The organism is Pseudomonas sp. RL_5y_Pfl2_69, from assembly GCF_963970465.1.
Lineage (GTDB): Bacteria > Pseudomonadota > Gammaproteobacteria > Pseudomonadales > Pseudomonadaceae > Aquipseudomonas.
Genome location: NZ_CAXAOU010000011.1, coordinates 26,343 through 49,762, shown reverse-complemented (window position 1 = coordinate 49,762; position 23,420 = coordinate 26,343). Strand labels below are relative to the sequence as shown.

The 23,420-nt window shown below is 56.9% G+C and carries 19 protein-coding genes and 2 tRNA genes; 13 read left to right on the top strand and 8 right to left on the bottom strand.

Annotation, left to right across the window (positions count from 1 at the left end; all coding sequences use genetic code 11):
- The first annotated feature begins 14 nt into the window (after positions 1-14).
- From glmM to AACY07_RS18080, 13 genes are all read left to right on the top strand, one after another.
- Complete coding sequence (gene glmM / locus AACY07_RS18140; protein WP_133078303.1) at positions 15-1,352, top strand: phosphoglucosamine mutase; 1,338 nt, start codon at positions 15-17, stop codon at positions 1,350-1,352.
- Positions 1,353-1,418: 66 nt separating this feature from the next.
- A complete protein-coding gene (gene tpiA / locus AACY07_RS18135; protein WP_339476575.1) occupies positions 1,419-2,174 on the top strand; it encodes a triose-phosphate isomerase in 756 nt (251 codons plus the stop codon).
- Between the two features lie 2 nt (positions 2,175-2,176).
- Entirely contained in the window at positions 2,177-2,560 is a 384-nt protein-coding gene (gene secG / locus AACY07_RS18130; protein ID WP_003439612.1) for a preprotein translocase subunit SecG, read from the top strand.
- 28 nt (positions 2,561-2,588) lie between these two features.
- Positions 2,589-2,674, top strand: a tRNA-Leu gene (locus AACY07_RS18125).
- A gap of 96 nt (positions 2,675-2,770) precedes the next feature.
- A tRNA-Met gene (locus AACY07_RS18120) sits at positions 2,771-2,847 on the top strand.
- A gap of 141 nt (positions 2,848-2,988) precedes the next feature.
- Positions 2,989-3,447: a ribosome maturation factor RimP gene (gene rimP, locus AACY07_RS18115; RefSeq protein ID WP_019825918.1), complete on the top strand. Its 459-nt coding sequence runs from the start codon at positions 2,989-2,991 to the stop codon at positions 3,445-3,447.
- A 47-nt stretch (positions 3,448-3,494) separates the two neighbouring features.
- Positions 3,495-4,976 carry a transcription termination factor NusA gene (nusA, locus tag AACY07_RS18110; RefSeq protein ID WP_019825920.1) on the top strand — a complete coding sequence of 494 codons (1,482 nt, stop codon included), beginning with the start codon at positions 3,495-3,497 and terminating at the stop codon, positions 4,974-4,976.
- A 27-nt stretch (positions 4,977-5,003) separates the two neighbouring features.
- The gene (infB, locus tag AACY07_RS18105) at positions 5,004-7,505 is read left to right on the top strand and encodes a translation initiation factor IF-2 (protein ID WP_133078301.1); all 2,502 of its coding nucleotides are present in this window, start codon (positions 5,004-5,006) and stop codon (positions 7,503-7,505) included.
- Between the two features lie 158 nt (positions 7,506-7,663).
- Complete coding sequence (gene rbfA, locus AACY07_RS18100) at positions 7,664-8,065, top strand: 30S ribosome-binding factor RbfA (RefSeq protein ID WP_019825923.1); 402 nt, start codon at positions 7,664-7,666, stop codon at positions 8,063-8,065.
- Positions 8,066-8,068: 3 nt separating this feature from the next.
- Positions 8,069-8,986, top strand: a complete 918-nt coding sequence (truB, locus tag AACY07_RS18095) for a tRNA pseudouridine(55) synthase TruB (protein ID WP_133078300.1) — start codon at positions 8,069-8,071, stop codon at positions 8,984-8,986.
- A gap of 162 nt (positions 8,987-9,148) precedes the next feature.
- The gene (gene rpsO / locus AACY07_RS18090; RefSeq protein WP_019825926.1) at positions 9,149-9,418 is read left to right on the top strand and encodes a 30S ribosomal protein S15; all 270 of its coding nucleotides are present in this window, start codon (positions 9,149-9,151) and stop codon (positions 9,416-9,418) included.
- A 224-nt stretch (positions 9,419-9,642) separates the two neighbouring features.
- Positions 9,643-11,748 carry a polyribonucleotide nucleotidyltransferase gene (gene pnp / locus AACY07_RS18085; RefSeq protein ID WP_133078299.1) on the top strand — a complete coding sequence of 702 codons (2,106 nt, stop codon included), beginning with the start codon at positions 9,643-9,645 and terminating at the stop codon, positions 11,746-11,748.
- A 289-nt stretch (positions 11,749-12,037) separates the two neighbouring features.
- Entirely contained in the window at positions 12,038-12,391 is a 354-nt protein-coding gene (locus AACY07_RS18080; protein ID WP_019825930.1) for a BON domain-containing protein, read from the top strand.
- Between the two features lie 277 nt (positions 12,392-12,668).
- Here the strand turns inward: AACY07_RS18080 and AACY07_RS18075 are convergent, their stop codons facing one another.
- The 8 genes from AACY07_RS18075 to folK form a co-directional block, all read right to left on the bottom strand.
- The gene (locus AACY07_RS18075; protein WP_339476568.1) at positions 12,669-15,581 is read right to left on the bottom strand and encodes a DUF748 domain-containing protein; all 2,913 of its coding nucleotides are present in this window, start codon (positions 15,579-15,581) and stop codon (positions 12,669-12,671) included.
- An 87-nt stretch (positions 15,582-15,668) separates the two neighbouring features.
- The gene (locus AACY07_RS18070; RefSeq protein ID WP_133078297.1) at positions 15,669-16,682 is read right to left on the bottom strand and encodes a class I SAM-dependent rRNA methyltransferase; all 1,014 of its coding nucleotides are present in this window, start codon (positions 16,680-16,682) and stop codon (positions 15,669-15,671) included.
- Between the two features lie 162 nt (positions 16,683-16,844).
- A complete protein-coding gene (locus AACY07_RS18065; RefSeq protein WP_219262443.1) occupies positions 16,845-18,026 on the bottom strand; it encodes an acetyl-CoA C-acetyltransferase in 1,182 nt (393 codons plus the stop codon).
- Positions 18,027-18,193: 167 nt separating this feature from the next.
- Positions 18,194-19,075, bottom strand: a complete 882-nt coding sequence (locus AACY07_RS18060; RefSeq protein ID WP_339476566.1) for an oxygenase MpaB family protein — start codon at positions 19,073-19,075, stop codon at positions 18,194-18,196.
- Positions 19,076-19,127: 52 nt separating this feature from the next.
- On the bottom strand, positions 19,128-20,792 hold the full coding sequence (pgi, locus tag AACY07_RS18055; protein ID WP_133078294.1) for a glucose-6-phosphate isomerase: 1,665 nt from the start codon (positions 20,790-20,792) through the stop codon (positions 19,128-19,130).
- Positions 20,793-21,054: 262 nt separating this feature from the next.
- Positions 21,055-21,915 carry a pantoate--beta-alanine ligase gene (gene panC, locus AACY07_RS18050; RefSeq protein ID WP_339476564.1) on the bottom strand — a complete coding sequence of 287 codons (861 nt, stop codon included), beginning with the start codon at positions 21,913-21,915 and terminating at the stop codon, positions 21,055-21,057.
- A complete protein-coding gene (gene panB, locus AACY07_RS18045) occupies positions 21,912-22,712 on the bottom strand; it encodes a 3-methyl-2-oxobutanoate hydroxymethyltransferase (protein WP_133078292.1) in 801 nt (266 codons plus the stop codon). Before panB ends, panC begins: the two co-directional genes overlap by 4 nt.
- A gap of 222 nt (positions 22,713-22,934) precedes the next feature.
- Positions 22,935-23,417 (bottom strand): 2-amino-4-hydroxy-6-hydroxymethyldihydropteridine diphosphokinase, encoded by a 483-nt coding sequence (gene folK, locus AACY07_RS18040; RefSeq protein ID WP_339476562.1) that lies wholly within the window; start codon positions 23,415-23,417, stop codon positions 22,935-22,937.
- Between the last annotated feature and the right edge of the window lie 3 nt (positions 23,418-23,420).

Here is a 23,420-nt window from a genome sequence, read left to right as displayed (position 1 = left end):
ATGATGGAGCACTTATGACAAAGAAGTATTTTGGCACCGACGGTATTCGTGGTCGGGTCGGCGTTTACCCGATTACCCCTGACTTTATGCTCAAGTTGGGTTGGGCGGCGGGCATGGCGTTTCGTAGCAAGGGTGCTTGCCGGATCCTGGTAGGCAAGGACACTCGCATATCGGGTTATATGTTCGAATCCGCACTGGAGGCAGGCCTGTCTGCTGCCGGGGCTGATGTGATGCTGCTGGGCCCTATGCCCACGCCCGCTATTGCCTACCTGACGCGCACCTTCCATGCCGAAGCAGGCATCGTGATCAGCGCTTCGCACAATCCTCATGATGATAACGGCATCAAGTTCTTTTCCGGGGACGGCACCAAGCTCCCTGATGATGTTGAGTTGATGATTGAAGAGTTGTTGGACGCACCCATGACAGTTGTCGAGTCTGACAAGTTGGGGAAAGTGTCGCGTATCAATGATGCCCCGGGTCGCTATATCGAGTTCTGCAAAAGCAGTGTGCCAAGCAGTACCAATTTCAGCGGCCTCAAGATTGTTCTCGATTGCGCCCACGGTGCCACCTACAAGGTTGCGCCTAGTGTTTTCAAAGAGCTGGGAGCTCAGGTCGTCGTGCTGTCGGCCCAGCCTGATGGACTGAACATCAACGAAAACTGCGGTTCGACCCATATGGGGCAGTTGCAGGCTGCCGTTGTGGCTGAAGGTGCAGACCTGGGCATCGCTTTTGATGGCGATGGTGATCGGGTTCTCATGGTCGATCATACGGGTGCCGTAGTTGATGGCGATGAATTGCTGTTCATCATCGCCCGTGATTTGCACGAGCGTGGCAAGTTGCAAGGTGGCGTCGTCGGTACGCTGATGAGCAACCTTGGGCTTGAACTGGCGCTGGCTGACCTGGGTATCCCGTTTGTGCGCGCCAATGTGGGTGACCGTTACGTCATCGCTGGCCTGCAAGAGCGCGATTGGCTGGTGGGTGGCGAGAACTCCGGGCACATCGTCTGCTTCCAGCACACCACGACGGGCGACGCGATCATCGCAGCGCTTCAGGTTTTGCTGTCTTTGCGTCGTCGCGATGAAAGTCTGGCCCAGTCGCGTCAGGCTTTGCGCAAGTGCCCGCAGATTCTGGTGAACGTGCGTTTTGCTGGCGGCGTGAATCCTGTTGAGCACCCGGCGGTCAAGGAAGCGTGTGCGCGTGTGACTGAGGCCATGAAGGGTCGTGGTCGCGTGCTGCTGCGCAAGTCGGGAACAGAGCCTTTGGTGCGTGTAATGGTCGAAGGCGATGACGAAAACATGGTTCGCGGCTACGCCGACGAGCTGGCAAAGCTGGTAAGTGAAGTTTGTGCCTGAATTCGGCTTGCCAGCGCGGATTTGGTTGGGTAACATCTGCGCCCACTTTGACCGACGAGGTAAAGCATGCGTCGCACTATGGTAGCTGGTAACTGGAAGATGCACGGTACCCGCGCCAGCGTCGCTGAGCTGATCGACGGTCTGCGTGGTCTGGTCTTGCCAAACGATGTTGATGTTGCAGTATTCCCGCCTCAGCTGTTTATTGATCGAGTGATCAATGGCTTGCAAGGCGCACCGATTTCGGTCGGTGCTCAGGATGCTGCGGTGGAGTCGGGGCAGGGCGCACTGACTGGCGAGATTTCATCGAGCCAGTTAGTGGACGCAGGTTGCAAGCTGGTGCTTGTGGGTCACTCGGAGCGCCGCCTGATTTTGGGTGAGCGGGACGAGACGCTCAATCGCAAGTTTGCAGCGGCTCAAGCCTCTGGCTTGACGCCCGTGTTGTGCATAGGGGAAACCCTGGAGCAGCGCGAAGCGGGGCAAACGCTTGAAGTGGTAGCGCGTCAGCTGAATGTCGTGATTGACGAGTTTGGTATTGATGCATTTGTAAATGCTGTGATTGCATACGAGCCAGTTTGGGCCATTGGTACCGGACTGACCGCATCACCGCAGCAGGCGCAAGATGTGCATGCGGCCATTCGCGCACAGCTGGCGCAAAAGAATTCTGAAGTGGCACAAGGTGTGCGGCTTCTATACGGCGGCAGCGTGAAGGCGGCCAATGCGGTCGAACTGTTCAGCATGCCGGATATCGATGGGGGACTCATTGGCGGGGCTTCCCTGAATGCAGATGAGTTCGGTGCGATCATTCGTGCCGCAGGAAACTGAAAATGCTGGATAACGTCGTAACTGTGTTTCATCTGCTGACAGCATTGGGTGTAATTGCCCTGGTTTTGCTGCAACAGGGTAAGGGAGCGGATGCTGGAGCATCTTTTGGTGCAGGTGCATCAAATACTGTGTTCGGAAGCCAAGGTTCCTCTACCTTTCTTAGTAAGTTTACTGCTATACTTGCCGCAGGTTTTTTCATAACCAGCTTAGGGTTAGGTTACTTTGCTAAAGAGAAAGCTGAACAGCTGACTCAAGTAGGTTTGCCAAATCCAGCGGTGTTGGAAGTTCCAGTGCAAAAGCCGGCTTCAGATGATGTTCCGGTGCTTCAAGAGCAAAAGTCGGCAACTCCTGCGACTGACGTACCTCCAGCTCAAGAGCAAAAGTAAAACGGGTTTCATGATGTAACGTAGTATTGCCGAGGTGGTGGAATTGGTAGACACGCAACCTTGAGGTGGTTGTGCCCATAGGGTGTAGGGGTTCGAGTCCCCTTCTCGGTACCAATTATCAAGAATGCCCGCAGTAGCGGGCTTTCTTGTATGTGGAAGGTTAGATTGACCCTGAAAAGGATCAACCGTATACTTCCGCTCCAGCTTTGTCGCGGGATGGAGCAGTCTGGTAGCTCGTCGGGCTCATAACCCGAAGGTCGTCGGTTCAAATCCGGCTCCCGCAACCAGTTTTAGCGGAGCCCCTTATTAGGGGCTTTTTGTTAACTGGACACTTTATAGCGTCGGTATTCAACGACGTTTCAGAGATGGGCGCTTCGCCCATTTTTTCATTTTGCACAGCATGCACAAACATGCACTAGGGGGTTCAGGTGTCGAGCAAGCTAGAACAGTTGCAGGACTTGTTGGCCCCGGTGATCGTGGCCCTTGGCTATGAATGCTGGGGTATTGAATTTTCGGCTCAAGGCCGCCATTCAATGTTGCGTGTGTATATCGACAAGGAAGGCGGCGTACTGGTGGATGACTGCGCAATCGTGAGTCGTCAGATCAGCGGCGTTTTGGATGTCGAAGATCCTATCGCTGTTGAATACACCCTTGAAGTTTCTTCTCCTGGCATGGAACGCCCACTGTTCACCATTGAGCAGTTTGCGAAATTTGCCGGTGAGCAAGTGAGGATCAAGCTGCGCTCGCCTTTCGAAGGGCGACGTAACTTTCAGGGCCTTCTGCGCGGCGTAGAAGAGCAGGACATTGTGGTGCAAGTTGAAGACCATGAATTCCTGTTGCCGATCGATATGATCGACAAGGCCAACATTATTCCCAGTTTTGACTGAGACGCGGATCCCGCGGATCCAATGGCTTGCGAAAGGCGAGGCGTACGATGAGCAAAGAAGTACTGCTGGTTGTTGAGTCGGTGTCCAATGAAAAGGGCGTACCGGCAAACGTTATTTTTGAAGCGCTGGAGCTGGCTCTGGCCACCGCGACCAAAAAGCGTTTTGAGGACGAAGTCGAACTGCGTGTGGAAATCAATCGCCACACCGGTAACTACGAGACTTTCCGTCGCTGGACTGTGGTCGAAGACGAAGATCTGGATGATCCAGCATACGAGTTGGCGGTTGACCAGGCCCAGGCGAAACAGCCAGGCGCTGTAGCCGGCGATATTATCGAAGAGAAAATCGATTCTATCGAATTCGGTCGGATTGCTGCACAAACGGCCAAACAGGTCATTGTGCAAAAAGTCCGCGAAGCCGAGCGTGCTCAAGTAGTCGATGCTTATCGCGAGCGTCTGGGCGAGATCATTTCGGGTACCGTTAAAAAAGTGACACGTGACAACGTGATCGTTGATCTGGGCAATAACGCTGAAGCGTTGCTGGCCCGTGAAGACATCATTTCCCGTGAAACTTTCCGTGTTGGCGTACGCCTTCGCGCGCTGCTCAAGGAAATCCGCACAGAGAACCGCGGCCCTCAGCTGATCCTGTCGCGTACCGCGCCAGAGATGCTGATCGAGCTGTTCCGCATTGAAGTGCCAGAGATCTCCGAAGGCCTGATCGAAGTGATGGCGGCCTCCCGCGATCCTGGATCGCGCGCTAAAATAGCCGTTCGCTCCAAAGACAAACGCATTGATCCGCAAGGTGCCTGCATTGGTATGCGCGGTTCGCGTGTCCAGGCAGTGTCCGGCGAATTGGGCGGAGAGCGAGTGGATATCGTCCTTTGGGATGACAACCCGGCGCAGTTCGTGATCAACGCAATGTCGCCAGCAGAAGTGGCGGCAATTATCGTCGACGAAGATGCCCATGCAATGGACATCGCCGTTGGCGCAGACAATCTGGCCCAGGCGATTGGTCGCGGCGGTCAGAACGTACGTTTGGCCAGCCAGTTGACCGGCTGGACCTTGAACGTGATGACCGAATCGGACATCCAGGCTAAGCAGCAAGCAGAAACCGGCGACATCCTGCGCAACTTCATCGAAGAGCTGGAAGTCGATGAAGACCTGGCGCAGGTACTGGTTGATGAAGGCTTTACTAGCCTGGAAGAGATTGCCTACGTACCGGTGGAGGAAATGCTCAACATCGATGGCTTTGACGAAGATACCGTCAACGAGCTTCGCGCTCGGGCCAAGGATCGACTGTTGACTAAAGCCATCGCTACTGAGGAAAAGCTGGCAGACGCCCATCCGGCCGAAGACCTGCTCTCACTTGAGGGTATGGACAAGGATTTGGCGATGGAACTGGCGGTGCGCGGCGTAATTACCCGCGAAGACCTGGCCGAGCAGTCTATTGACGACCTGCTCGACATCGACGGCATTGACGATGATCGTGCCGGCAAGTTGATCATGGCCGCCCGAGCCCATTGGTTCGAGTAATTAGGCGCGGCCTGAGGAGAGAAATGCATGACGCAAGTCACGGTGAAACAACTGGCCGATGAGGTCAAAACACCGGTTGAGCGCCTGTTGCAGCAGATGCGTGAGGCAGGTCTGCCGCACAACGCCGCCGAGCAGAATGTGACCGACAGTGAGAAGCAAGCTCTGCTGACTCACCTGAAAAGCAGCCACAAGGCTAAAGTGGAAGAACCGCGCAAGATCACTTTGCAGCGTAAAACCACCAGTACCCTGCGTGTTGCTGGCAGCAAAAGCATTAGCGTTGAAGTACGCAAGAAGAAAGTCTTCGTACAGCAAAGCCCGGAAGAAATCGAAGCCGAGCGCAAACGTGAGATGGATGAACGTCGTGCAGTAGAAAGTGCCGCACGTCAGAAGGCTGAAGAAGAGTCCAAGCGTCGCGCCGAAGAAGAAGCGCGCCGTCAGCCTGCATCTACTCCTGCGCCAGCTCCAGCCGTAGCGGCACCTGCACCTGTGCAAACCGCACCGGCAGCAGCGCCTGCTCCGGCTGCTGATGCACGCAAGCGTGACGAACAGCGTCGCCCGGACAAACCACGTGCAGACGATAACAATCGTCGCGGTAGTGGTGACGGCGATCGTAAAAACGCTCCGCATCGTGCCTCGGTCAAAGAAAAAGCACCGACTCCACGTGTTGCTCCACGCACTTCCGACGAAGAAAGCGACAGCTTCCGTCGCGGTGGTCGTGGCAAGGGCAAGCTGAAGAAGCGTAACGCTCACGGTTTCCAGAGCCCAACCGGCCCTGTAGTTCGTGACGTGCAGATTGGCGAGACCATCACTGTCGGCGATTTGGCTGCACAGATGTCGGTCAAGGCTGCCGAAGTCATCAAGTTCATGTTCAAGCTGGGTACTCCAGCGACCATCAACCAGGTACTTGATCAGGAAACTGCTCAACTGGTAGCTGAAGAACTGGGCCACAAAGTGACTCTGGTAAGCGACAACGCCCTGGAAGATTCCCTGGCCGAGTCCCTGAAATTCGAAGGCGAGTCGTTCTCCCGTGCTCCGGTTGTGACCGTAATGGGCCACGTTGACCACGGTAAAACTTCCCTGCTCGACTATATCCGTCGTGCCAAGGTAGCTGCTGGCGAAGCCGGTGGTATTACTCAGCACATCGGTGCGTACCACGTTGAAACCGAACGCGGCATGGTCACTTTCCTCGATACCCCGGGTCACGCTGCGTTTACCGCAATGCGTGCACGTGGTGCCAAGGCGACTGACATCGTGATTCTGGTTGTTGCTGCAGACGACGGCGTAATGCCGCAAACCATCGAAGCTGTTCAGCATGCGAAAGCCGCTGGCGTGCCTCTGGTTGTTGCAGTGAACAAGATCGACAAGCCAGGTGCTGATCTCGATCGCATCCGCAGCGAATTGTCCGTTCACGGCGTGACCTCGGAAGAGTGGGGTGGTGACACTCCGTTTGTTTCGGTCTCGGCGAAAATGGGTACCGGCGTTGACGAATTGCTCGAAGCCGTATTGCTGCAAGCTGAAGTTCTGGAACTCAAGGCCACTCCATCGGCTCCTGGCCGTGGTGTAGTTGTTGAGTCCCGTCTGGACAAAGGCCGTGGCCCTGTTGCAACTGTTCTGGTTCAAGACGGTACCCTGCGCCAAGGCGACATGGTTCTGGTCGGCTCCAACTACGGTCGCATCCGTGCCATGCTCGATGAGAACGGCAAGCCTATCAAGGAAGCCGGTCCATCCATCCCTGTCGAGATCCTCGGCCTGGACGGAACGCCAGATGCTGGCGACGAGATGAGCGTAATGACTGACGAGAAGAAGGCGCGTGAAGTTGCCCTGTTCCGTCAAGGCAAGTTCCGCGAAGTGAAACTGGCGCGTGCTCACGCAGGCAAGCTGGAAAACATCTTCGAGAACATGGGCCAGGAAGAGAAGAAGACGCTTAACATCGTCCTCAAATCTGACGTCCGTGGTTCGTTGGAAGCTCTGCAGGGCGCGTTGAGCGGCCTGGGTAACGACGAAGTGCAAGTGCGCGTAGTTGGCGGCGGTGTTGGTGGTATCACCGAGAGCGACGCTAACCTGGCACTGGCCTCCAATGCTGTTCTGTTTGGCTTCAACGTGCGTGCCGATGCCGGCGCTCGCAAGATTGTCGAGCAGGAAGGTCTGGACATGCGTTACTACAACGTCATCTACGACATCATCGAAGACGTCAAGAAAGCCCTTACCGGCATGCTTGGCAGCGACGTTCGGGAGAACATCCTGGGTATCGCTGAAGTCCGTGACGTGTTCCGTTCGCCTAAGTTTGGCGCGGTTGCAGGTTGCATGGTGCTTGAAGGTGTTGTTCACCGTAACCGTCCAATCCGCGTACTGCGTGAAGACATCGTTATCTACGAAGGCGAGCTGGAATCCCTGCGCCGCTTTAAAGATGACATGTCCGAAGTGCGTGCCGGCATGGAATGCGGTATCGGCGTCAAGAGCTACAACGACGTTAAAGTCGGTGACAAGATCGAAGTGTTCGAGAAGGTCCAGGTTGCTCGCAGCCTCTAACTCGCGAGCCTCAAGAGCGAGGACGAGCCCGCGCATGCAAATGCGCAGTGCTCGGCCTGGACTCTAAACGCAACGCCCGGTCCGGCTTCTGTCGTGCCGGGCGTTTGCCGCTTTCAGACCGCATGGGTTTCCCATGGGTGAGTAACAGGTAACAATACATGGCAAAAGAATATAGCCGTACCCAACGTATTGGCGATCAGATGCAGCGCGAGCTGGCACAGCTGATCCGCCGTGAAGTCAAAGACCCGCGCGTGGGTCTGGTCACCATTACTGCTGTTGAAGTCAGCCGTGACGTCGGTCACGCGAAGATCTTCATCACCGTGATGGGCGAGGACAGCGCTGAAGAGATCGCTCAAAGCATCAAGGTGCTGAACTCGGCAGCGGGTTTCCTGCGCATGCAACTGGCGCGTGAAATGAAACTGCGCAGCGTTCCACAGCTGCACTTCCACTACGATGAAAGTGTCGTGCGTGGCGCTCACCTGTCCGCTTTGATCGAGCGTGCAGTGGCTGAAGACAATCAGCACCCTGAAGCCACTGCTCCCGAAGACACCAAGGAGTAACCGGTGGCTCAGGTCAAGCGTATCCGTCGTAACGTCAGCGGCATCATCCTGCTCGACAAGCCGCTTGGATTCACTTCCAACGCGGCCCTGCAGAAAGTTCGCTGGCTGCTCAATGCCGAGAAGGCAGGGCACACCGGTAGCCTCGATCCATTGGCCAGCGGTGTCTTGCCGTTGTGCTTTGGCGAAGCCACCAAGTTTTCGCAATACCTGCTCGATTCCGACAAGGGTTATGAAACCCTGATGCAATTGGGCAAGACCACCACGACTGCAGATGCTGAAGGCGATGTTTTGCTGACACGTCCAGTGACCGTTGGTCGCGCCGATATCGAAGCTGTTTTGCCTAGTTTTCGTGGGAAAATCAGTCAGATACCGCCGATGTACTCTGCACTCAAGCGAGACGGACAGCCGCTTTACAAGTTGGCCCGTGCAGGCGAAGTGGTGGAGCGTGAACCACGTTCTGTTACTATTACCCGCCTCGAATTGCTGGCCAGCGAAGGTGACACTGCGCGCTTGGCCGTCGACTGCACCAAAGGCACCTATATCCGTACCCTCGTGGAAGATATCGGTGAGCAATTGGGTTGCGGTGCATACGTTGCAGAGCTGCGTCGTACACACGCTGGACCTTTCAGCCTGGCCCAAACGGTGACGCTGGAAGAGTTGGAAGCTGTGCATGCCGAAGGCGGCAACGAAGCGGTTGATCGCTTCCTGATGCCATCGGACAGTGGCTTGCTGGACTGGCCATTACTGCACTTCTCGGAACACAGTGCGTTCTATTGGCTCAATGGCCAACCGGTTCGTGCTCCTGATGCCCCGAAGTTCGGTATGGTACGAGTACAAGATCACAACGGTCGCTTTATCGGTATCGGTGAAGTGAGCGAAGACGGGCGTATCGCGCCGCGTCGACTGATTCGGTCGGAATGACCGAAACCAGGCTGCATCGGGATGTAATACTCTTGGGGCAGACTGGAATGAGGGTGGCTGTTATTAGGCACGGTCACATCTCACTTTTAAATACGAGGATTTGTCCTCGGCCTATTGGATCTGTCTTGTTCGCAAGCAGGCCCTAATTGAAAGGAAAGCCAAATGGCACTTACAGTTGAACACAAAGCAGAAATCGTAGCTGACTACCAGCAAGCTCCAGGTGATACAGGTTCTCCAGAAGTGCAGGTTGCACTGCTGACCTTTAACATCAACACGCTGCAAGGTCACTTCAAGGCAAACATCAAGGATCACCACTCCCGTCGTGGTCTGATCCGTATGGTTAACCAGCGTCGTAAGCTGCTGGACTACCTCAAAGGCAAAAACGTTGAGCGTTACAAAACGCTGATCGCTCGCCTGGGTCTGCGTCGCTAATAGCGATGTTGCTAGAGGCTGGTTGTCTGTCGTGCGTTTGCGGATTTTCCGCAGGCGTACGGCAGGCTTCCAGCCTCAAGTTTTATCTGGACTAGCCGGATTCTTACGAAAGCTTGCCGCGCGGGCTGTTTTCGTAAGCATCTTGAGTCGGGTCAATACCCGATGTTGCGCATGACTTTCGCAAGAAACCCGTTCCCCAAGAGCCACAAAGAAGGTAGGACACCGTGAACCCGGTTATCAAAAAATTTCAGTTCGGTCAGTCGACCGTTACTCTAGAGACTGGCCGTATCGCCCGTCAGGCCTCCGGCGCAGTATTGGTCACCGTTGACGACGACGTCAGCGTGTTGGTGACTGTTGTCGGCTCCAAGCAAGCTGATCCAGGCAAGGGCTTCTTCCCTCTGTCTGTTCACTACCAAGAAAAAACCTACGCCGCGGGTAAAATCCCAGGCGGTTTCTTCAAGCGTGAAGGTCGCCCTTCCGAGAAAGAAACCCTGACGTCGCGTCTGATCGACCGTCCGATCCGTCCGCTGTTCCCAGAAGGTTTCATGAACGAAGTGCAGGTTGTCTGCACCGTTCTGTCCACCAGCAAGAAAACCGATCCGGACGTCGCTGCGATGATCGGTACTTCGGCAGCCCTGGCTATCTCCGGTATTCCTTTTGATGGTCCGATCGGCGCTGCCCGCGTTGCTTACCACGAAAGCACCGGCTACCTGCTGAACCCGACTTACGAGCAACTGGCTGCTTCGAGCCTGGACATGGTCGTTGCCGGTACTTCGGAAGCCGTATTGATGGTTGAATCGGAAGCCAAAGAGCTGACCGAAGACCAGATGCTGGGCGCAGTACTGTTTGCCCACGACGAATTCCAGGTTGTGATCCAGGCTGTCAAAGAGCTGGCTGCCGAAGCTGCAAAACCAACGTGGGACTGGGCTGCTGCCCCGGAAGCTACCGCACTGCTGGGCGCTATCCGTGCCGAGTTCGGCGAAGCGATCTCCCAGGCTTACACCATCACCGTCAAGGCAGACCGTTACGCACGTCTGGGCGAGTTGAAGGATCAGGTTGTAGCCAAGCTGTCCGGTGAAGAAGGCCAGCCTTCTGCCAGCGAAGTCAAAGCTGCTTTCGGCGAAATCGAATACCGCACCGTTCGCGAAAACATCGTAAACGGCAAGCCGCGTATCGATGGCCGTGACACCAAGACTGTTCGTCCTCTGAACATCGAAGTAGGTGTTCTGCCGAAGACCCACGGTTCTGCTTTGTTCACCCGTGGCGAAACTCAGGCTCTGGTTGTTGCAACGCTGGGTACTGCCCGTGACGCACAACTGCTGGACACCCTGGAAGGCGAGAAAAAAGACCCGTTCATGCTGCACTACAACTTCCCTCCGTTCTCGGTAGGTGAGTGTGGTCGTATGGGTGGCGCCGGTCGTCGCGAAATCGGTCACGGCCGTCTGGCCCGCCGTTCGGTTCAGGCCATGCTGCCTGCTGCCGACGTGTTCCCGTACACCATCCGTGTTGTATCGGAAATCACCGAGTCCAACGGTTCCAGCTCGATGGCATCGGTGTGTGGTGCTTCCCTGGCACTGATGGACGCTGGTGTTCCGATGAAGGCACCGGTTGCCGGTATCGCCATGGGTCTGGTTAAAGAAGGCGAGAAATTCGCTGTCCTGACCGACATCCTGGGTGACGAAGATCACTTGGGCGACATGGACTTCAAAGTAGCCGGTACCGCCAAAGGTGTTACCGCGCTGCAGATGGACATCAAGATCAAGGGCATCACCGAAGAAATCATGGAGATCGCACTGGGCCAAGCCCTGGACGCTCGCCTGAACATCTTGGGTCAGATGAACCAGATCATTGCCGTATCGCGCAACGAACTGTCGGCCAACGCTCCGACCATGATTGCGATGAAGATCGACACCGACAAAATCCGTGATGTCATCGGTAAAGGCGGCGCGACCATCCGTGCAATCTGTGAAGAAACCAAAGCTTCGATCGATATCGAAGACGACGGTTCGATCAAGATCTTCGGCGAAACCAAAGAAGCTGCAGAAGCAGCGCGTCAGCGCGTTCTGGGCATCACCGCTGAAGCCGAGATCGGCAAGATCTACGTGGGCAAGGTTGAGCGTATCGTCGACTTCGGCGCATTCGTCAACATCCTGCCTGGCAAGGACGGCCTGGTTCACATCTCCATGCTGAGCGACGCTCGCGTTGAGAAAGTGACTGACATTCTTAAAGAAGGTCAGGAAGTTGAAGTACTGGTACTGGACGTGGATAACCGCGGCCGTATCAAGCTGTCCATCAAGGACGTAGCTGCTGCCAAGGCATCGGAAGCGTAATAGCCCCCGATACCCGCGTTACAAAAAAGGATCCTTCGGGATCCTTTTTTTATGGGCGACGAAAAGTCGGCGCCAATGGGCGATAGGCCATGAGTGGAAACCCGCAACTTGCATGCAAATTTGCAGCGCGTCATGCATTCTGCACGATCGCCATTATGACGAGAAATCGTAAGTCATTGATTTATAAGGATTAATTTATCTGAAAAAGTTGGCACAGGCCCTGCAATAGTACAGATAACCCTGCTGCCATAAGACGGCGCAGATTTTAAAGAAGACAGGAGTTACTCGTATGAAGAAGTTCGCTATCGCTGCTGCAACTGCCACCGCTCTGACCCTGACCATGGCCAACGCTGCATTTGCTGCTCAAGCGACTACACAGGCACCGATGGTCGTCGCTGCTGGCGAAGTAACTAAAGCCAAGGAAGCCACTTCTGACACCTGGATCACCACCAAAGTGAAAGCTGACCTGGTGACTGAAAAAGGCATTCCGGGTACCGATATCAAAGTTGAGACAAACAAAGGTGTTGTTTCCCTTTCCTCGATGGTTCCAGTGACCGAAGCTCAAAAAGACATCGCTGTTGCCATCGCCAAAAAGATCAAAGGCGTTAAAGCTGTCTCGGCTGATGGCCTGAAAGCCGAATAAACACCCCTCATATCGTAGGACCGGGGGAAACAAAGCCACAGCGGGTGATTTGAGCAGTACGCCTGCAGGCTTTGAAACAAGGTTCATGCGACGGCCATATGGATGTGGCCATTACAGCCCTCGGCGCTTGCGTCGGGGGCTGTTCTATTTCTGCTGAATATGTAGTCGCTGACGAGGCACGAGGCTGTGATGGGGTGCGTAGCAGCCCCGACCTTGTGGTGGTGCCCTTAATCGCAGCCTCGTACCTCGTCAGCGACTACAGGTTTTGCCGGCACGCTTACTCGCTATCCAGATGCAGAGGCGAAATCACCCGGCCATCACTCTCTGCTTCACCCAGCGTGGCATCGATAAAGTACACGCGCTCATCAGCCAACTGGCCTTTGTCCACCAGGAAGTCCTTGATGCTGCTTGCGCGGTCCTGGCCGAGTTGACGCAACAGCACTTCGCTTTTGCTCCAGAAGTCGATCAATGCATCGGTCATTTTGGCAGCGCGCTCGTCACGGCTCAGGTCTTTCCATTCTGCAGGCGGCTGCTGTTTGAGACGGGTGCGGTAGATGCCTTCGAGCAACGGTCCTTTCTCATCATCCGGCACGGTCAGCAAACCCGCCTTGGCCGGGACTTTGTCACCGCGGCGCTGGAGGATCTTGTAGTAGTTGTACTGGAACTCGCGCTCAAGACGTTCTTTCGCAATAAAAGGGCCATCACTGCTCTGTGCTGCAGTCCCTTCGATCTCCAGGCGCAAGGCGGGGCGTTCTTTCAACGCCTGGGCCAGGGTGGTCAGCGCTTTTTGCGCCTCAGGGCTCAGCTCGCTTGATCCTGGCGCGAATGAAACCGTGCCCAGGTCTTCGGCGCCGCCACCATTGATCAGGCCGCCAATGAACTTGAAGGGGGCTTGGGCGGCACGCAGCACTAGATTGCGTACGGTCTGCCAGATAATGGGCATCACACTGAATTGCGGGTTGTTAAGGTCGCCGCTGATCGGCAGTTCGATGGAGATCTTGCCGTCCGTGTCTTTGAGCAAAGCGATTGCCAGTTTGATCGGCAGATCAACCGCATCGGGGCTGTCGACTTTCTCCCCGAGCTGCAATTGCTCGACCACCAGTTTGTTCTCGGCCTTGAGCTGACCCTTGGTGATCATGTAGTGCAGATCAAGGTTCAGACGACCCTTGCGGATACGGTAGCCGGCAAATTTGCCGGAGTAGGGCGTCAATGTCGTCAGTTCGACACGCTTGAAGCTGGTGGCGATATCCAGGCTTGCCATCGGGTCAAACGGGTTGACGCTGCCCTTGATGGTCACCGGGGCATAACGGTCGACCTTACCCGCTATATTCACCGGGGCGGGCTTGGCATTGCGGCTATCGATGGTGCCGATCTGTCCGTTGAGTTGTTGAACGGCTGTCTGGAAGTTGGGTGTCAGGCTGAAGTCGGCGAAGTTGGCCGAGCCGTCGTTGATCGCAATCGCGCCTATGTGAATGCCCAGCGGCTTGTCCTTGCTGGCGGTGCTCTTGGCGGTGCTGCCTGCGGGTTGGGGGATCAGCAGATCATCGATATTGGTGGTGCGGTCGTCGTTGATCATGAAGCGCACGTACGGCTTCTCGAAGTTGACCCTGGTCACCGACAAGCTATCGCCGTGCTGGTATTTCACGTCCTCCAGCACCAGTTTTTGCCACTTGAGGAAGTCGCGGTCTTTGAGTGTGTCCAGCGTGTGCAGTTGATCGACCTGTGCACGACCCTCTACGGTAAAGGCCAGTGGCTCGGTGCTTTTGAGATTGACCGCCAGGTCGCTGCCGAGCATGCCGCTGCGCAGTTCAAGTCGTATGAACGGGTCGATGTAGGCCTGGGCGATACGCAGGTCGATGTCCTTGGTCGTAACCTTGAGCCTGGCACTCACCGGGCTCAGGTTGACGTCGCCACTGGCGTCAAGCTTGCCTTGCTTGCCCACACCGGTATCCAGCTTGAGGGTGAAGGGCGAGCGGTTCAGGCTGTCGAAGTTTTGCAGGTTCAAGTTAAGCGGACCGATATCCAGCGCTACCGGGGTTTTGGGCTCTTTATCGGCGAGGTGTACGCGATAGTCGCGTAATTCAACATCCTTAAGCAGCACTTCCCACGGCTTGCCCGGTGCTACGGGTGCTGATTTTGGTGCTTCAACCGTGACGACTTGTTCTTTTTTGGACGGTGCCTTTGTGGCTGGAGTGGCAAACAGTGTTTGCCAATCAAGCTGGCCATCCTTCTCGCGGGTGGCCCAGGTTTCGAGGTTGCGGCTGTTGATCTTGCCGACGACGACTTGCTGCTTGGCCAGATCCACACGGGTGTCACTGACATCCAGGCGCTCCAGTCGTACCAGGGGGCGCCCGTCTGGAGCGTTGATCTTGAACGGAGCAATGCTGGCCGAGGCATTGGTCAGCACCATCTCGGTTTCTTTGGACAGGTTCAGGCTGTAATCGGTGCTGAAATTCAGCACGCCATCTTCCAGTACCAGTGGCAGGGCATCGCGTACATAAGGCCACCAGACTTTCATCTGGCCATCGGTGACTTTCAGTTTGCCGGTGGAGGCTATCGGCACAAGGCTTAGCGTGCCGCTCCAGTCAATACGCCCGCCCGCCGGACCGACAGCCACCAGGGTCATGTCGGCGTTGTCATCGGGCAGGGTGCTGAGGTTTTTCAGCTCCAGGTCCATTGAGTCGTACAAAAATTCAATGGGTTCGCCGGGACGCATATCGGTGAAGTGCAGGTAGCCGTCAGCCAGCTTGATGCTGTCGAGGCGCACAGGGAACGGTTTGCTGTCGGGTTCGCTCGGGGCAGGTTCGCTGGCCGGCAACTTGAACAGTTGGGTCAGATTGAGTGAGCCATCCTTGTTGAACAGCACCTCGGTCTTGGGCTTGTCCAGTTGGACTTCAGCCAGGTGCAACGCTTTTGTCCACAGGCTGTCGAGCTGAAGATTGACGTACAGCCGTTCAAAACCGATCTGTTCCTTGCCTGGTTCGCCGGTCCTGAACCCCCACAGTGTCAGCTCCAGGCTGAAAGGGTTGAATTCCAGCCGGTCGAGTTTGGCGGGCACCGTGGCGTAGTTGGCAAGCTGCTGGTTGATGATGCGCAGGCCAATGCCCGGCAGAATCAGGAAGCCAAGCACGCTGTACAGCGCGATAGCAATCAGCACGGCGCCGATGGCGCGGATCAATCCTTTGAGCATGTAGGGCGTCGTCTATAGCAGTCGGAGTGCCTTTGAGTATGGCACGCGTTTCTGGTTCCGAGACGAACGCTGTACTCAGAGGATGTTTTAAAACTGAAGGATCAAAGTTTTCAACGGTGGCTGCTGATCCTGGGACGGGAAGTCACTGGCCGGGGTCAATACTTGCCAGTCGCGAACCGGGCGGCCTGCCTTCTCGGCACAGCGCAAAACCTGTTCGCGCCAGTCGTCCATGCTGACCTTCGCCAGGTTGTTGCAACAAATCAGCACGCCGTCCGGGGCGGTAGTCAATACCGCAGGCTTGAGCAGGCTTTGGTAATCGCGCAGCAGATCGACTGTACCGAATGCGCTTTTGGCCCATGCAGGGGGGTCAAGCAACACCAGATCATATTCACGTTGATCCAGTCGCGGGTAGGCGGGCAGCTTGTGGCGGCGTTGAATAATCGGCAAGCCGGCCAGTTGGCGGATGGCTGCAAAATAGTCGGACTGCACGAACTTCATCTTGGGCAATTGAGGGTTCAGCAGGCCGTTTTCCCGGCCCACCGCGAGGTTACCCTCGGCGAAATCGAGATTGCAGACTTCACGGGCGCCACCCGCAGCCGCACTCAGGCCCACGCCGCAAGTGTAGGAGAAGAGGTTGAGTACGCTTTTGCCGGCACTGTGTTGTTTGACCCAGCCGCGAGCGTTGCGCAGGTCGAGAAACAACAGAGGGTCTTGCCCGGCATGGCGCCCGCGCACGCGGTACTTCAGCCCCCATTCGTGGCCGACGGTGTCTTCGAGTGCGGCATCTTCAGCGCGGTACACGGTGTCTTCGCGATCAATGCGTGAATTGCCCTGGGAGCGGTCGTTGTAAACCAGCAACAGGTCGAGGCCCAAGTGACGATTGATCGCGTCATGCAGTTGCAGCAAATCATCGCGCTCAAGACGCTGATGAAAGCTTTGCACCAGCAGTTGCGGGCCGTAGCGGTCGATGGTCAGTCCGCCAGCGCCTTCCTGGCTGCCGTGGAACAGGCGATAGCAGTCAGTGCCCTGAGCATGCAGCTCGGCCAACAGGTCGTGACGGTTATCGAGGGCGGCGCGCAGCGCCTGATTCAAGGAAGACATGCCATGCGCCTTGGGGGATAGATAAGGCGCGGCAGTTTAGCAGAATAGGGTGTACGAAACTTCAGTGTGGGAGCGGGCCTGCTCACGATCGTATCCGCGCGGCTTGACCGACAGACCGAGTAGTCTGCATCGCGAGCAAGTCCGCTCCCACAGGGTGTGGGGTTACTCCCGCTCGATCGCCAGCGCCACGCCCTGGCCACCGCCAATGCACAGGGTTGCCAGGCCTTTTTTCCCGTCGCGCTTGATCATTTCGTGGAGCAGGGTGACGAGGATACGGCAGCCCGACGCTCCAATCGGGTGGCCAATGGCAATAGCCCCTCCATTGACGTTGACCTTGCTCGCGTCCCAGTTCAACTCTTTGCCCACTGCCAGCGCTTGTGCCGCGAACGCTTCGTTGGCTTCGATCAGGTCCAGTTGCTCAAGGCTCCAGCCTGCCTTGCTCAGGCAGCGCTGAGTGGCGCTCACAGGACCGATACCCATGATGGCCGGGTCTACGCCAGCGTTGGCGTAGGCGGCAATCCTGGCCAGCACCGGCAAGCCAAGGGCTTTGGCCTTGGTGGCACTCATCAGCATCACTGCGGCTGCGCCGTCATTGAGTGAGGATGCATTGCCCGCGGTCACGGAGCCGTCCTTCTTGAAGGCTGGACGCAGCTTGGCCAGCGACTCGGCAGTGGTGCCTGCGCGAGGCTGTTCGTCGGTGGCGAAAGCGATCGGATCGCCTTTGCGCTGCGGGATCAGGATGGGGGTGATCTCATCGACAAAGCGCCCGGCTTCAATAGCTGCCGTGGCTTTTTGTTGCGAGGCGGCGGCAAAGGCGTCTTGCGCTTCACGGCTGATGTCGTACTTATCCACAAGGTTCTCTGCAGTGATGCCCATGTGGTAGTCGTTGAACGCATCCCACAGGCCATCGCTGATCATGGTGTCGACGATCTGGCCGTGGCCCATGCGCAGGCCGGTGCGGGCACCGGGCATGATGTAGTTGGACAGGCTCATGTTTTCCTGGCCGCCGGCAATGATCACCTCTGCATCGCCGCAACGAATCGCCTGGGCGGCCAGGTGCAGGGCCTTGAGGCCCGAGCCGCAGACTTTGTTGAGGGTCAAGGCAGGAACCGCGAAGGGTAGCCCGGCCTTGATTGCAGCCTGGCGAGCAGGGTTTTGCCCGGCCCCGGCGGTCAGTACCTGGCCCATGATTACTTCGTCGACCTGAGTGCCATCCAGCCCGGTTTGCACCAGTAACTGGCGGATGACCGCAGCGCCCAGTTCCACGGCGGGGACATGGGCCAGGGAGCCTTGAAAACTACCTACGGCAGTGCGGGTAGCGGCAACGATTACGACATCTTGCATTGCTAGAGTCCTCTTTATTCTTGGAGTGTTGTGCTCGGAATCAGGCGGGCATGGTGGCATAAATGTCACCCATGGGTGTAGTCGCTGCCGCAGGCTGCGATTGCATCGGTACAGTCCGTCAGAGTGGTCGTTGCAGTTGTATCGCAGCCTGCGTTCCTCGGCAGCGACTACAGGCTTTTGTTGCTCAGCCCCATCCGCCGCCGTGCTCGTTGCACGGAGCCATTGCGCACGGCCCAGCGAAGGATCGGCGCCGTACTGTTCACTTCGGCCCGCACCAGCTTGCGAACCAGAGGACGCTGGTGCAGTCCCAGTTGATCGCTGGCCCAGTCGGGCAGCAAATCAATCCCGGCCTTCATCATCAGCGCGCCAAAGGGTTTGGCCAGCAGGCTGGGGGCGGGCGCATTGAGCAGCAGGCGAATCACCTCGTGGCTACGCTCATCACACAGCAATTGTGGGCGGATTGCCTCGAGGTAGTCGGTCACTTGCTGGCGTGAGCGCGGAACGTTTGTAGCGCCCAGGCGTTCAGCGATCATGGCGATTTCGTCGTAGTAACGATCCTGATCTGCACCGGATAAATGGGGGTTGCGATAGCGCAAGTGGGCGGCAAGGAAATTGCTGACCTCTGCCACATGCACCCAGGTCAACAATTCGGGGTCGCTGGCGGCATAGGGGCGACCATCGAGGCCGGTGCCGGTGACTTGCAGGTGGATGGTACGCACCTTGTCGATCAGCCAGTTGGCATCACCGGTGGCACCGAAAGTGGTTCCAGAAATGAACTGCCCGGTGCGGCGTAACCGACCCATCATGTCCTGACGAAAATTGGAGTGGTCCCACACCCCGGCCAGGGCCAGTGGGTGCAAGGCTTGCAGCATCAAGGCGCTGATGCCGCCAATCAGCATGCTGGTGAAATCACCATGTACCTGCCAACTGATGGAGTCCGGGCCAAACAGGCCGGGATCGCCCTTGGGGTTTTCGAGGTCGAGCTGGCCGAGGGAGAGCCCGGTCAGGCTCATGATCTGGCGTTCGATGGGGCGGCGGATAAGTTCCATGATGCCTTTCTCGATGGTGCCAGCCAGTCGGTGAAGACTGGCTGGCTATCAATCAACCGCGATGGCGACCGCGGAAGTAGTTGATCAGACCTTGGGTCGAAGCATCGTCGGCCGGCTCTTCCTGGCTGCCGACCAGGCGGTTGTAAACACCCTTGCCCAGTTCCTTGCCCAGCTCGACACCCCATTGGTCGAAGGCGTTGATGCCCCAGATCACGCTTTGCACAAAGACCTTGTGCTCGTACAGCGCAACCAGCGCGCCCAGACGACGCGGGCTGATGCGTTCAACCACCAGGGTATTGCTCGGACGGTTGCCTGGAATCACCTTGTGCGGTGCGAGTTTTTGCACCTCTTCTTCGGCCATGCCTTTGTCGCGCAATTCAGTTTCGGCTTCTTCGCGGGTTTTACCCAGCATCAGAGCCTGGCTTTGCGACAGGCAGTTGGCATACAGCCACTGATGGTGATCGGCCACAGGGTTGAAACTGACGATCGGCACGATGAAATCGGCCGGGATCAGTTGGGTGCCCTGATGCAGTAACTGGTGATACGCATGCTGACCGTTGCAGCCCACGCCGCCCCAGATGACAGGGCCCGTGTCGGTGGACACCGGAGTACCGTCCTGGCGCACGCTTTTGCCGTTGGACTCCATGTCCAGCTGTTGCAAGTGCTTGGTGATGTTGCGCAGGTAGTGGTCGTACGGCAGGATCGCGTGGCTTTGTGCGCCCCAGAAATTGCCATACCAGACACCCAGTGCGGCCATCAGCACAGGCATGTTCTGTTCAAACGGAGCGGTCTGGAAGTGCTGGTCCATGGTGTAGGCACCGGACAGCAGCTCCTTGAAGTTGGACATGCCGATTGCCAGGGCAATTGGCAAGCCGATGGCCGACCACAGCGAGTAACGCCCGCCGACCCAGTCCCACATCGGGAAGATATTCTCTTCGCGAATACCGAAGGCCACAGCGGCCGCGTTGTTGCTCGATACGGCGATAAAGTGGCGATGCAGCTCTGCTTCCGAACCGCCCTGGGCCAGGTACCAGGCCCGGGCAGCCTGAGCGTTTTTCAGGGTTTCGAGGGTATTGAAGGATTTGGACGAAACGATAAACAGCGTGGTTTCGGCGCGCAATTTGGCGGTCAGTTCATGGAACTCACTGCCGTCGATATTTGCCAGGTAGTGGCAGCGCACCCCTTTTTGGGCGTAGGACAACAGCGCTTCAGAGACCAGCTCGGGGCCCAGGAAAGAGCCACCAATGCCAATGTTGACGATATCGGTGATCGGCTTTTCGGTGTAACCACGCCACAGGCCGTCGTGAATCCTGCCGACCAGCTCGGTCATCTGGTTAAGGACTTTATGCACCTCGGGCATGATGTTCACGCCGTTCACCGACAGTTTGTCGGCAACCGGGCGGCGCAGCGCGGTGTGCAAGGCTGGACGGCCTTCAGAGGCGTTGACGATTTCGCCACCAAACAGCGACTTGATCGCGCCTTTGAGATCGACCTCGTTGGCGAGATTGACCAACAGGTCGCGGGTCTCGTTGGTGATCAGGTTTTTCGAGTAGTCCAGAAACAGCCCGCAGCTGCTCAGGGTGAATTCTTCAAAACGTTTGGGGTTGCTGTTAAACGCGTCGCGCATGCTGAAATTTTGCATGTCAGCGCGGTGGAGTTTCAACGCTTGCCAAGCGGGCAGAGCGGTAACGTCATGAGGGGTGCGGTAGTACGCCATCGCTGCGGATATCCTTTTTGCTTGAACTGCCTTTGGACACTGAAAACGCCTGCACCTTTTTATTATCGAGGTGCCCGGTCGATCTGATTCTGCACGTCAGCTAGAAGCAGGGCGATTACAGTACCTCTCTCGCCTGCTTCTGTCTTGGCTTTGTCTGACAACAAACGGTAACTTTTGTCACCGCTGTGTCACACGAGCTGAATCGTTTCAGTGTTTCTTTATGGAGTGCGGGTCATTCCGCGGGTCCGCGCAGTCGGCTCTGTCAGAGCGCGCTGTCGAGGTTTAAGTGCACGTTGTCGATTAAACGGGTGGCGCCCATAAAAGCCGCGACCAAAATCACCAGGTCACGATCAGTGGCCGTGGCCGGGAGCAAAGTCTGGCCGTGACGCACTTCCAGGTAGTCGGGGCGAAAGCCGATGGCTTCGATCTGCGTCAGATGCTGGCTGACCAATGCCGGGTAATCGCGCTCACCAGCTTCAATGGCGTGAGCCATCTCGCTCAAATGACGGTACAGCGCAGGTGCGAGGGCACGCTGCTCTTCGCTCAGGTAACCATTGCGCGAAGACAGGGCCAGGCCATCTTCGGCGCGTACGGTCGGTTCACTGATGATCTGGATCGGAAAGTTGAGGTCGTTGACCATTGCACGAATGACTGCCAGCTGCTGGTAGTCCTTTTGGCCAAAGATCGCCAGATCAGGCTGAACCATATTGAACAGTTTGCTGACCACCGTGGTCACCCCATCGAAATGCCCCGGGCGACGGCTGCCGCACAGTTCATTGCTCAACTTGGCGGCAGTAACACGGGTCAGGCCCTCCATGCCGTTGGGGTACATTTCCTCGACGGTTGGGGCAAACAGCAAATGGCAACCTGCCTGCAGGAGTCTTTCCTGATCGGCCGCCATCGTGCGCGGATAGGTGGCGAGGTCTTCGTTGGCACCAAACTGCAGCGGGTTTACAAAAATGCTGGCCACTACAAAGTCAGCCTGTTGCGCGGCGGTGGTGACCAGTGCGCCATGACCGCTGTGCAGATTGCCCATGGTCGGAACCAGGGCTATTTGTTTGCCTTCGCGGCGTGCACGGGCGATAACGGCGCGCAATTCGCGAACGGTTTTAACTGTGTTCATGCAGAGAACCCGTGTTCGGTAGCAGGAAAGCTGACGGCTTTGACTTCAGTGACGTAGGCACTCAGGGCGGACTGGATGTCAGGCTGGCCGGTCATGAAGTTCTTCACAAACTTGGGCACGCGCCCTGTCAGCGACAGGCCGAGCATGTCGTGCAGCACCAGGACCTGTCCGTCTGTGTCACTGCCGGCACCAATGCCGATCACCGGGATTTTCACTGCGTGGGTGATTTCTGCCGCCAGTTCGCTCGGTACGCACTCAAGCAGCAGCATGGCTGCGCCTGCTTGCTCCAGGGCAATGGCGTCGGCACGCATTTGGCGCGCCTGGTTTTCGTTGCGTCCCTGAACTTTGTAACCGCCCAGTACGTTCACCGTCTGCGGGGTCAGACCCATGTGCGCGCACACCGGGATGCCTCGTTCGGTCATGGCGCGAATCGATTCGGCGAGCCACACGGCGCCTTCGACTTTGACCATGTGCGCGCCGGCTTTCATCAGCAGCGCGCTGTTGTTCAGGCTTTGTTCCAGGGTCGCATTCGCCATGAAGGCCATGTCTGCGAGAATCAGGGCGTCCTGGTTACCGCGTTTGACGCAAGCCACGTGGTAAGCCATGTCGGCGGTCGTCACAGGCAATGTGCTGTCATGCCCTTGTAGAACCATGCCCAGGGAGTCGCCTACCAGTAACACTTCAACACCGGCCTGATTGCAGGCATGGGCAAAGGTGGCGTCATAGCACGTCAGCATGGTGATTTTTTCACCTTTTTGCTTAAGGCTTTGCAGGGTGGTCAGGGTAATAGCTGGCATGAAAAGGATCCTCGTCAGGCAGTGTGATAACCACTGCGAGTAACGCGTGTGATTCATCGTTATGAACAGGCACACCTTTATAGAGGGCGCTTATAAAGCCTGCTTTTCACATTGCGCCATCCAGCGGATGGCAGCGGGATGCCTATAGTCGTGACGAGCTCACAGGAAGTCAATTCCGGGTGTTACCGCAAAGGTGTTACCCGGTTATTGATTCGTTTCAGCTTAAGCGGTGATGCGCTCAAGCCCGATGAAAGGGCAGTCGGCCAGCAATTGCGACAGGCTACGGCCATCGGCGAGTTTCAGGGATGCGGGTGCCACTTCGGCCAGGGGGTAGAGCACAAAAGGCCGGGCGTGCATGTGGTAGTGGGGGACTTTGAGGCGGGGTTCGTCGATCAGGCGATCGCCAAACAGCAAAATGTCGAGATCCAGGGTGCGTGGGCCCCAGCGTTCGTGGCGTTCGCGACCTTGATCTAGCTCGATGGCTTGCAGTGCGTCGAGCAGATCCAGAGGTGGCAGCGTGCTGTCGATGGCGGCCACGGCATTGGTGTAGCGCGGCTGACCGGGCAGCAATGAATCGCTTTGATAGAACGCCGACACCCCGACGAGTCGGGAGTCAGGCAATTGCGCCAGTGCCTGGACGGCACTGTGCAATTGCTCTTCAGGGGCGGCCAAGTTGCTGCCCATTCCAATGTAGACGCGCTCCATCGC

What these genes read in the sequence shown, in the direction of transcription:
- rpsO (WP_019825926.1), top strand. Translation starts at nt 9,149, where the DNA reads ATGGCACTTACAGTTGAACACAAAGCAGAAATCGTAGCTGACTACCAG.
- AACY07_RS18080 (WP_019825930.1), top strand. Translation starts at nt 12,038, where the DNA reads ATGAAGAAGTTCGCTATCGCTGCTGCAACTGCCACCGCTCTGACCCTG.
- panB (WP_133078292.1), bottom strand. Translation starts at nt 22,712, where the DNA reads ATGCCAGCTATTACCCTGACCACCCTGCAAAGCCTTAAGCAAAAAGGT.
- tpiA (WP_339476575.1), top strand. Translation starts at nt 1,419, where the DNA reads ATGCGTCGCACTATGGTAGCTGGTAACTGGAAGATGCACGGTACCCGC.
- infB (WP_133078301.1), top strand. Translation starts at nt 5,004, where the DNA reads ATGACGCAAGTCACGGTGAAACAACTGGCCGATGAGGTCAAAACACCG.
- folK (WP_339476562.1), bottom strand. Translation starts at nt 23,417, where the DNA reads ATGGAGCGCGTCTACATTGGAATGGGCAGCAACTTGGCCGCCCCTGAA.
- AACY07_RS18075 (WP_339476568.1), bottom strand. Translation starts at nt 15,581, where the DNA reads ATGCTCAAAGGATTGATCCGCGCCATCGGCGCCGTGCTGATTGCTATC.
- AACY07_RS18065 (WP_219262443.1), bottom strand. Translation starts at nt 18,026, where the DNA reads ATGCAAGATGTCGTAATCGTTGCCGCTACCCGCACTGCCGTAGGTAGT.
- glmM (WP_133078303.1), top strand. Translation starts at nt 15, where the DNA reads ATGACAAAGAAGTATTTTGGCACCGACGGTATTCGTGGTCGGGTCGGC.
- nusA (WP_019825920.1), top strand. Translation starts at nt 3,495, where the DNA reads ATGAGCAAAGAAGTACTGCTGGTTGTTGAGTCGGTGTCCAATGAAAAG.
- rbfA (WP_019825923.1), top strand. Translation starts at nt 7,664, where the DNA reads ATGGCAAAAGAATATAGCCGTACCCAACGTATTGGCGATCAGATGCAG.
- secG (WP_003439612.1), top strand. Translation starts at nt 2,177, where the DNA reads ATGCTGGATAACGTCGTAACTGTGTTTCATCTGCTGACAGCATTGGGT.
- AACY07_RS18070 (WP_133078297.1), bottom strand. Translation starts at nt 16,682, where the DNA reads ATGTCTTCCTTGAATCAGGCGCTGCGCGCCGCCCTCGATAACCGTCAC.
- AACY07_RS18060 (WP_339476566.1), bottom strand. Translation starts at nt 19,075, where the DNA reads ATGGAACTTATCCGCCGCCCCATCGAACGCCAGATCATGAGCCTGACC.
- pgi (WP_133078294.1), bottom strand. Translation starts at nt 20,792, where the DNA reads ATGGCGTACTACCGCACCCCTCATGACGTTACCGCTCTGCCCGCTTGG.
- panC (WP_339476564.1), bottom strand. Translation starts at nt 21,915, where the DNA reads ATGAACACAGTTAAAACCGTTCGCGAATTGCGCGCCGTTATCGCCCGT.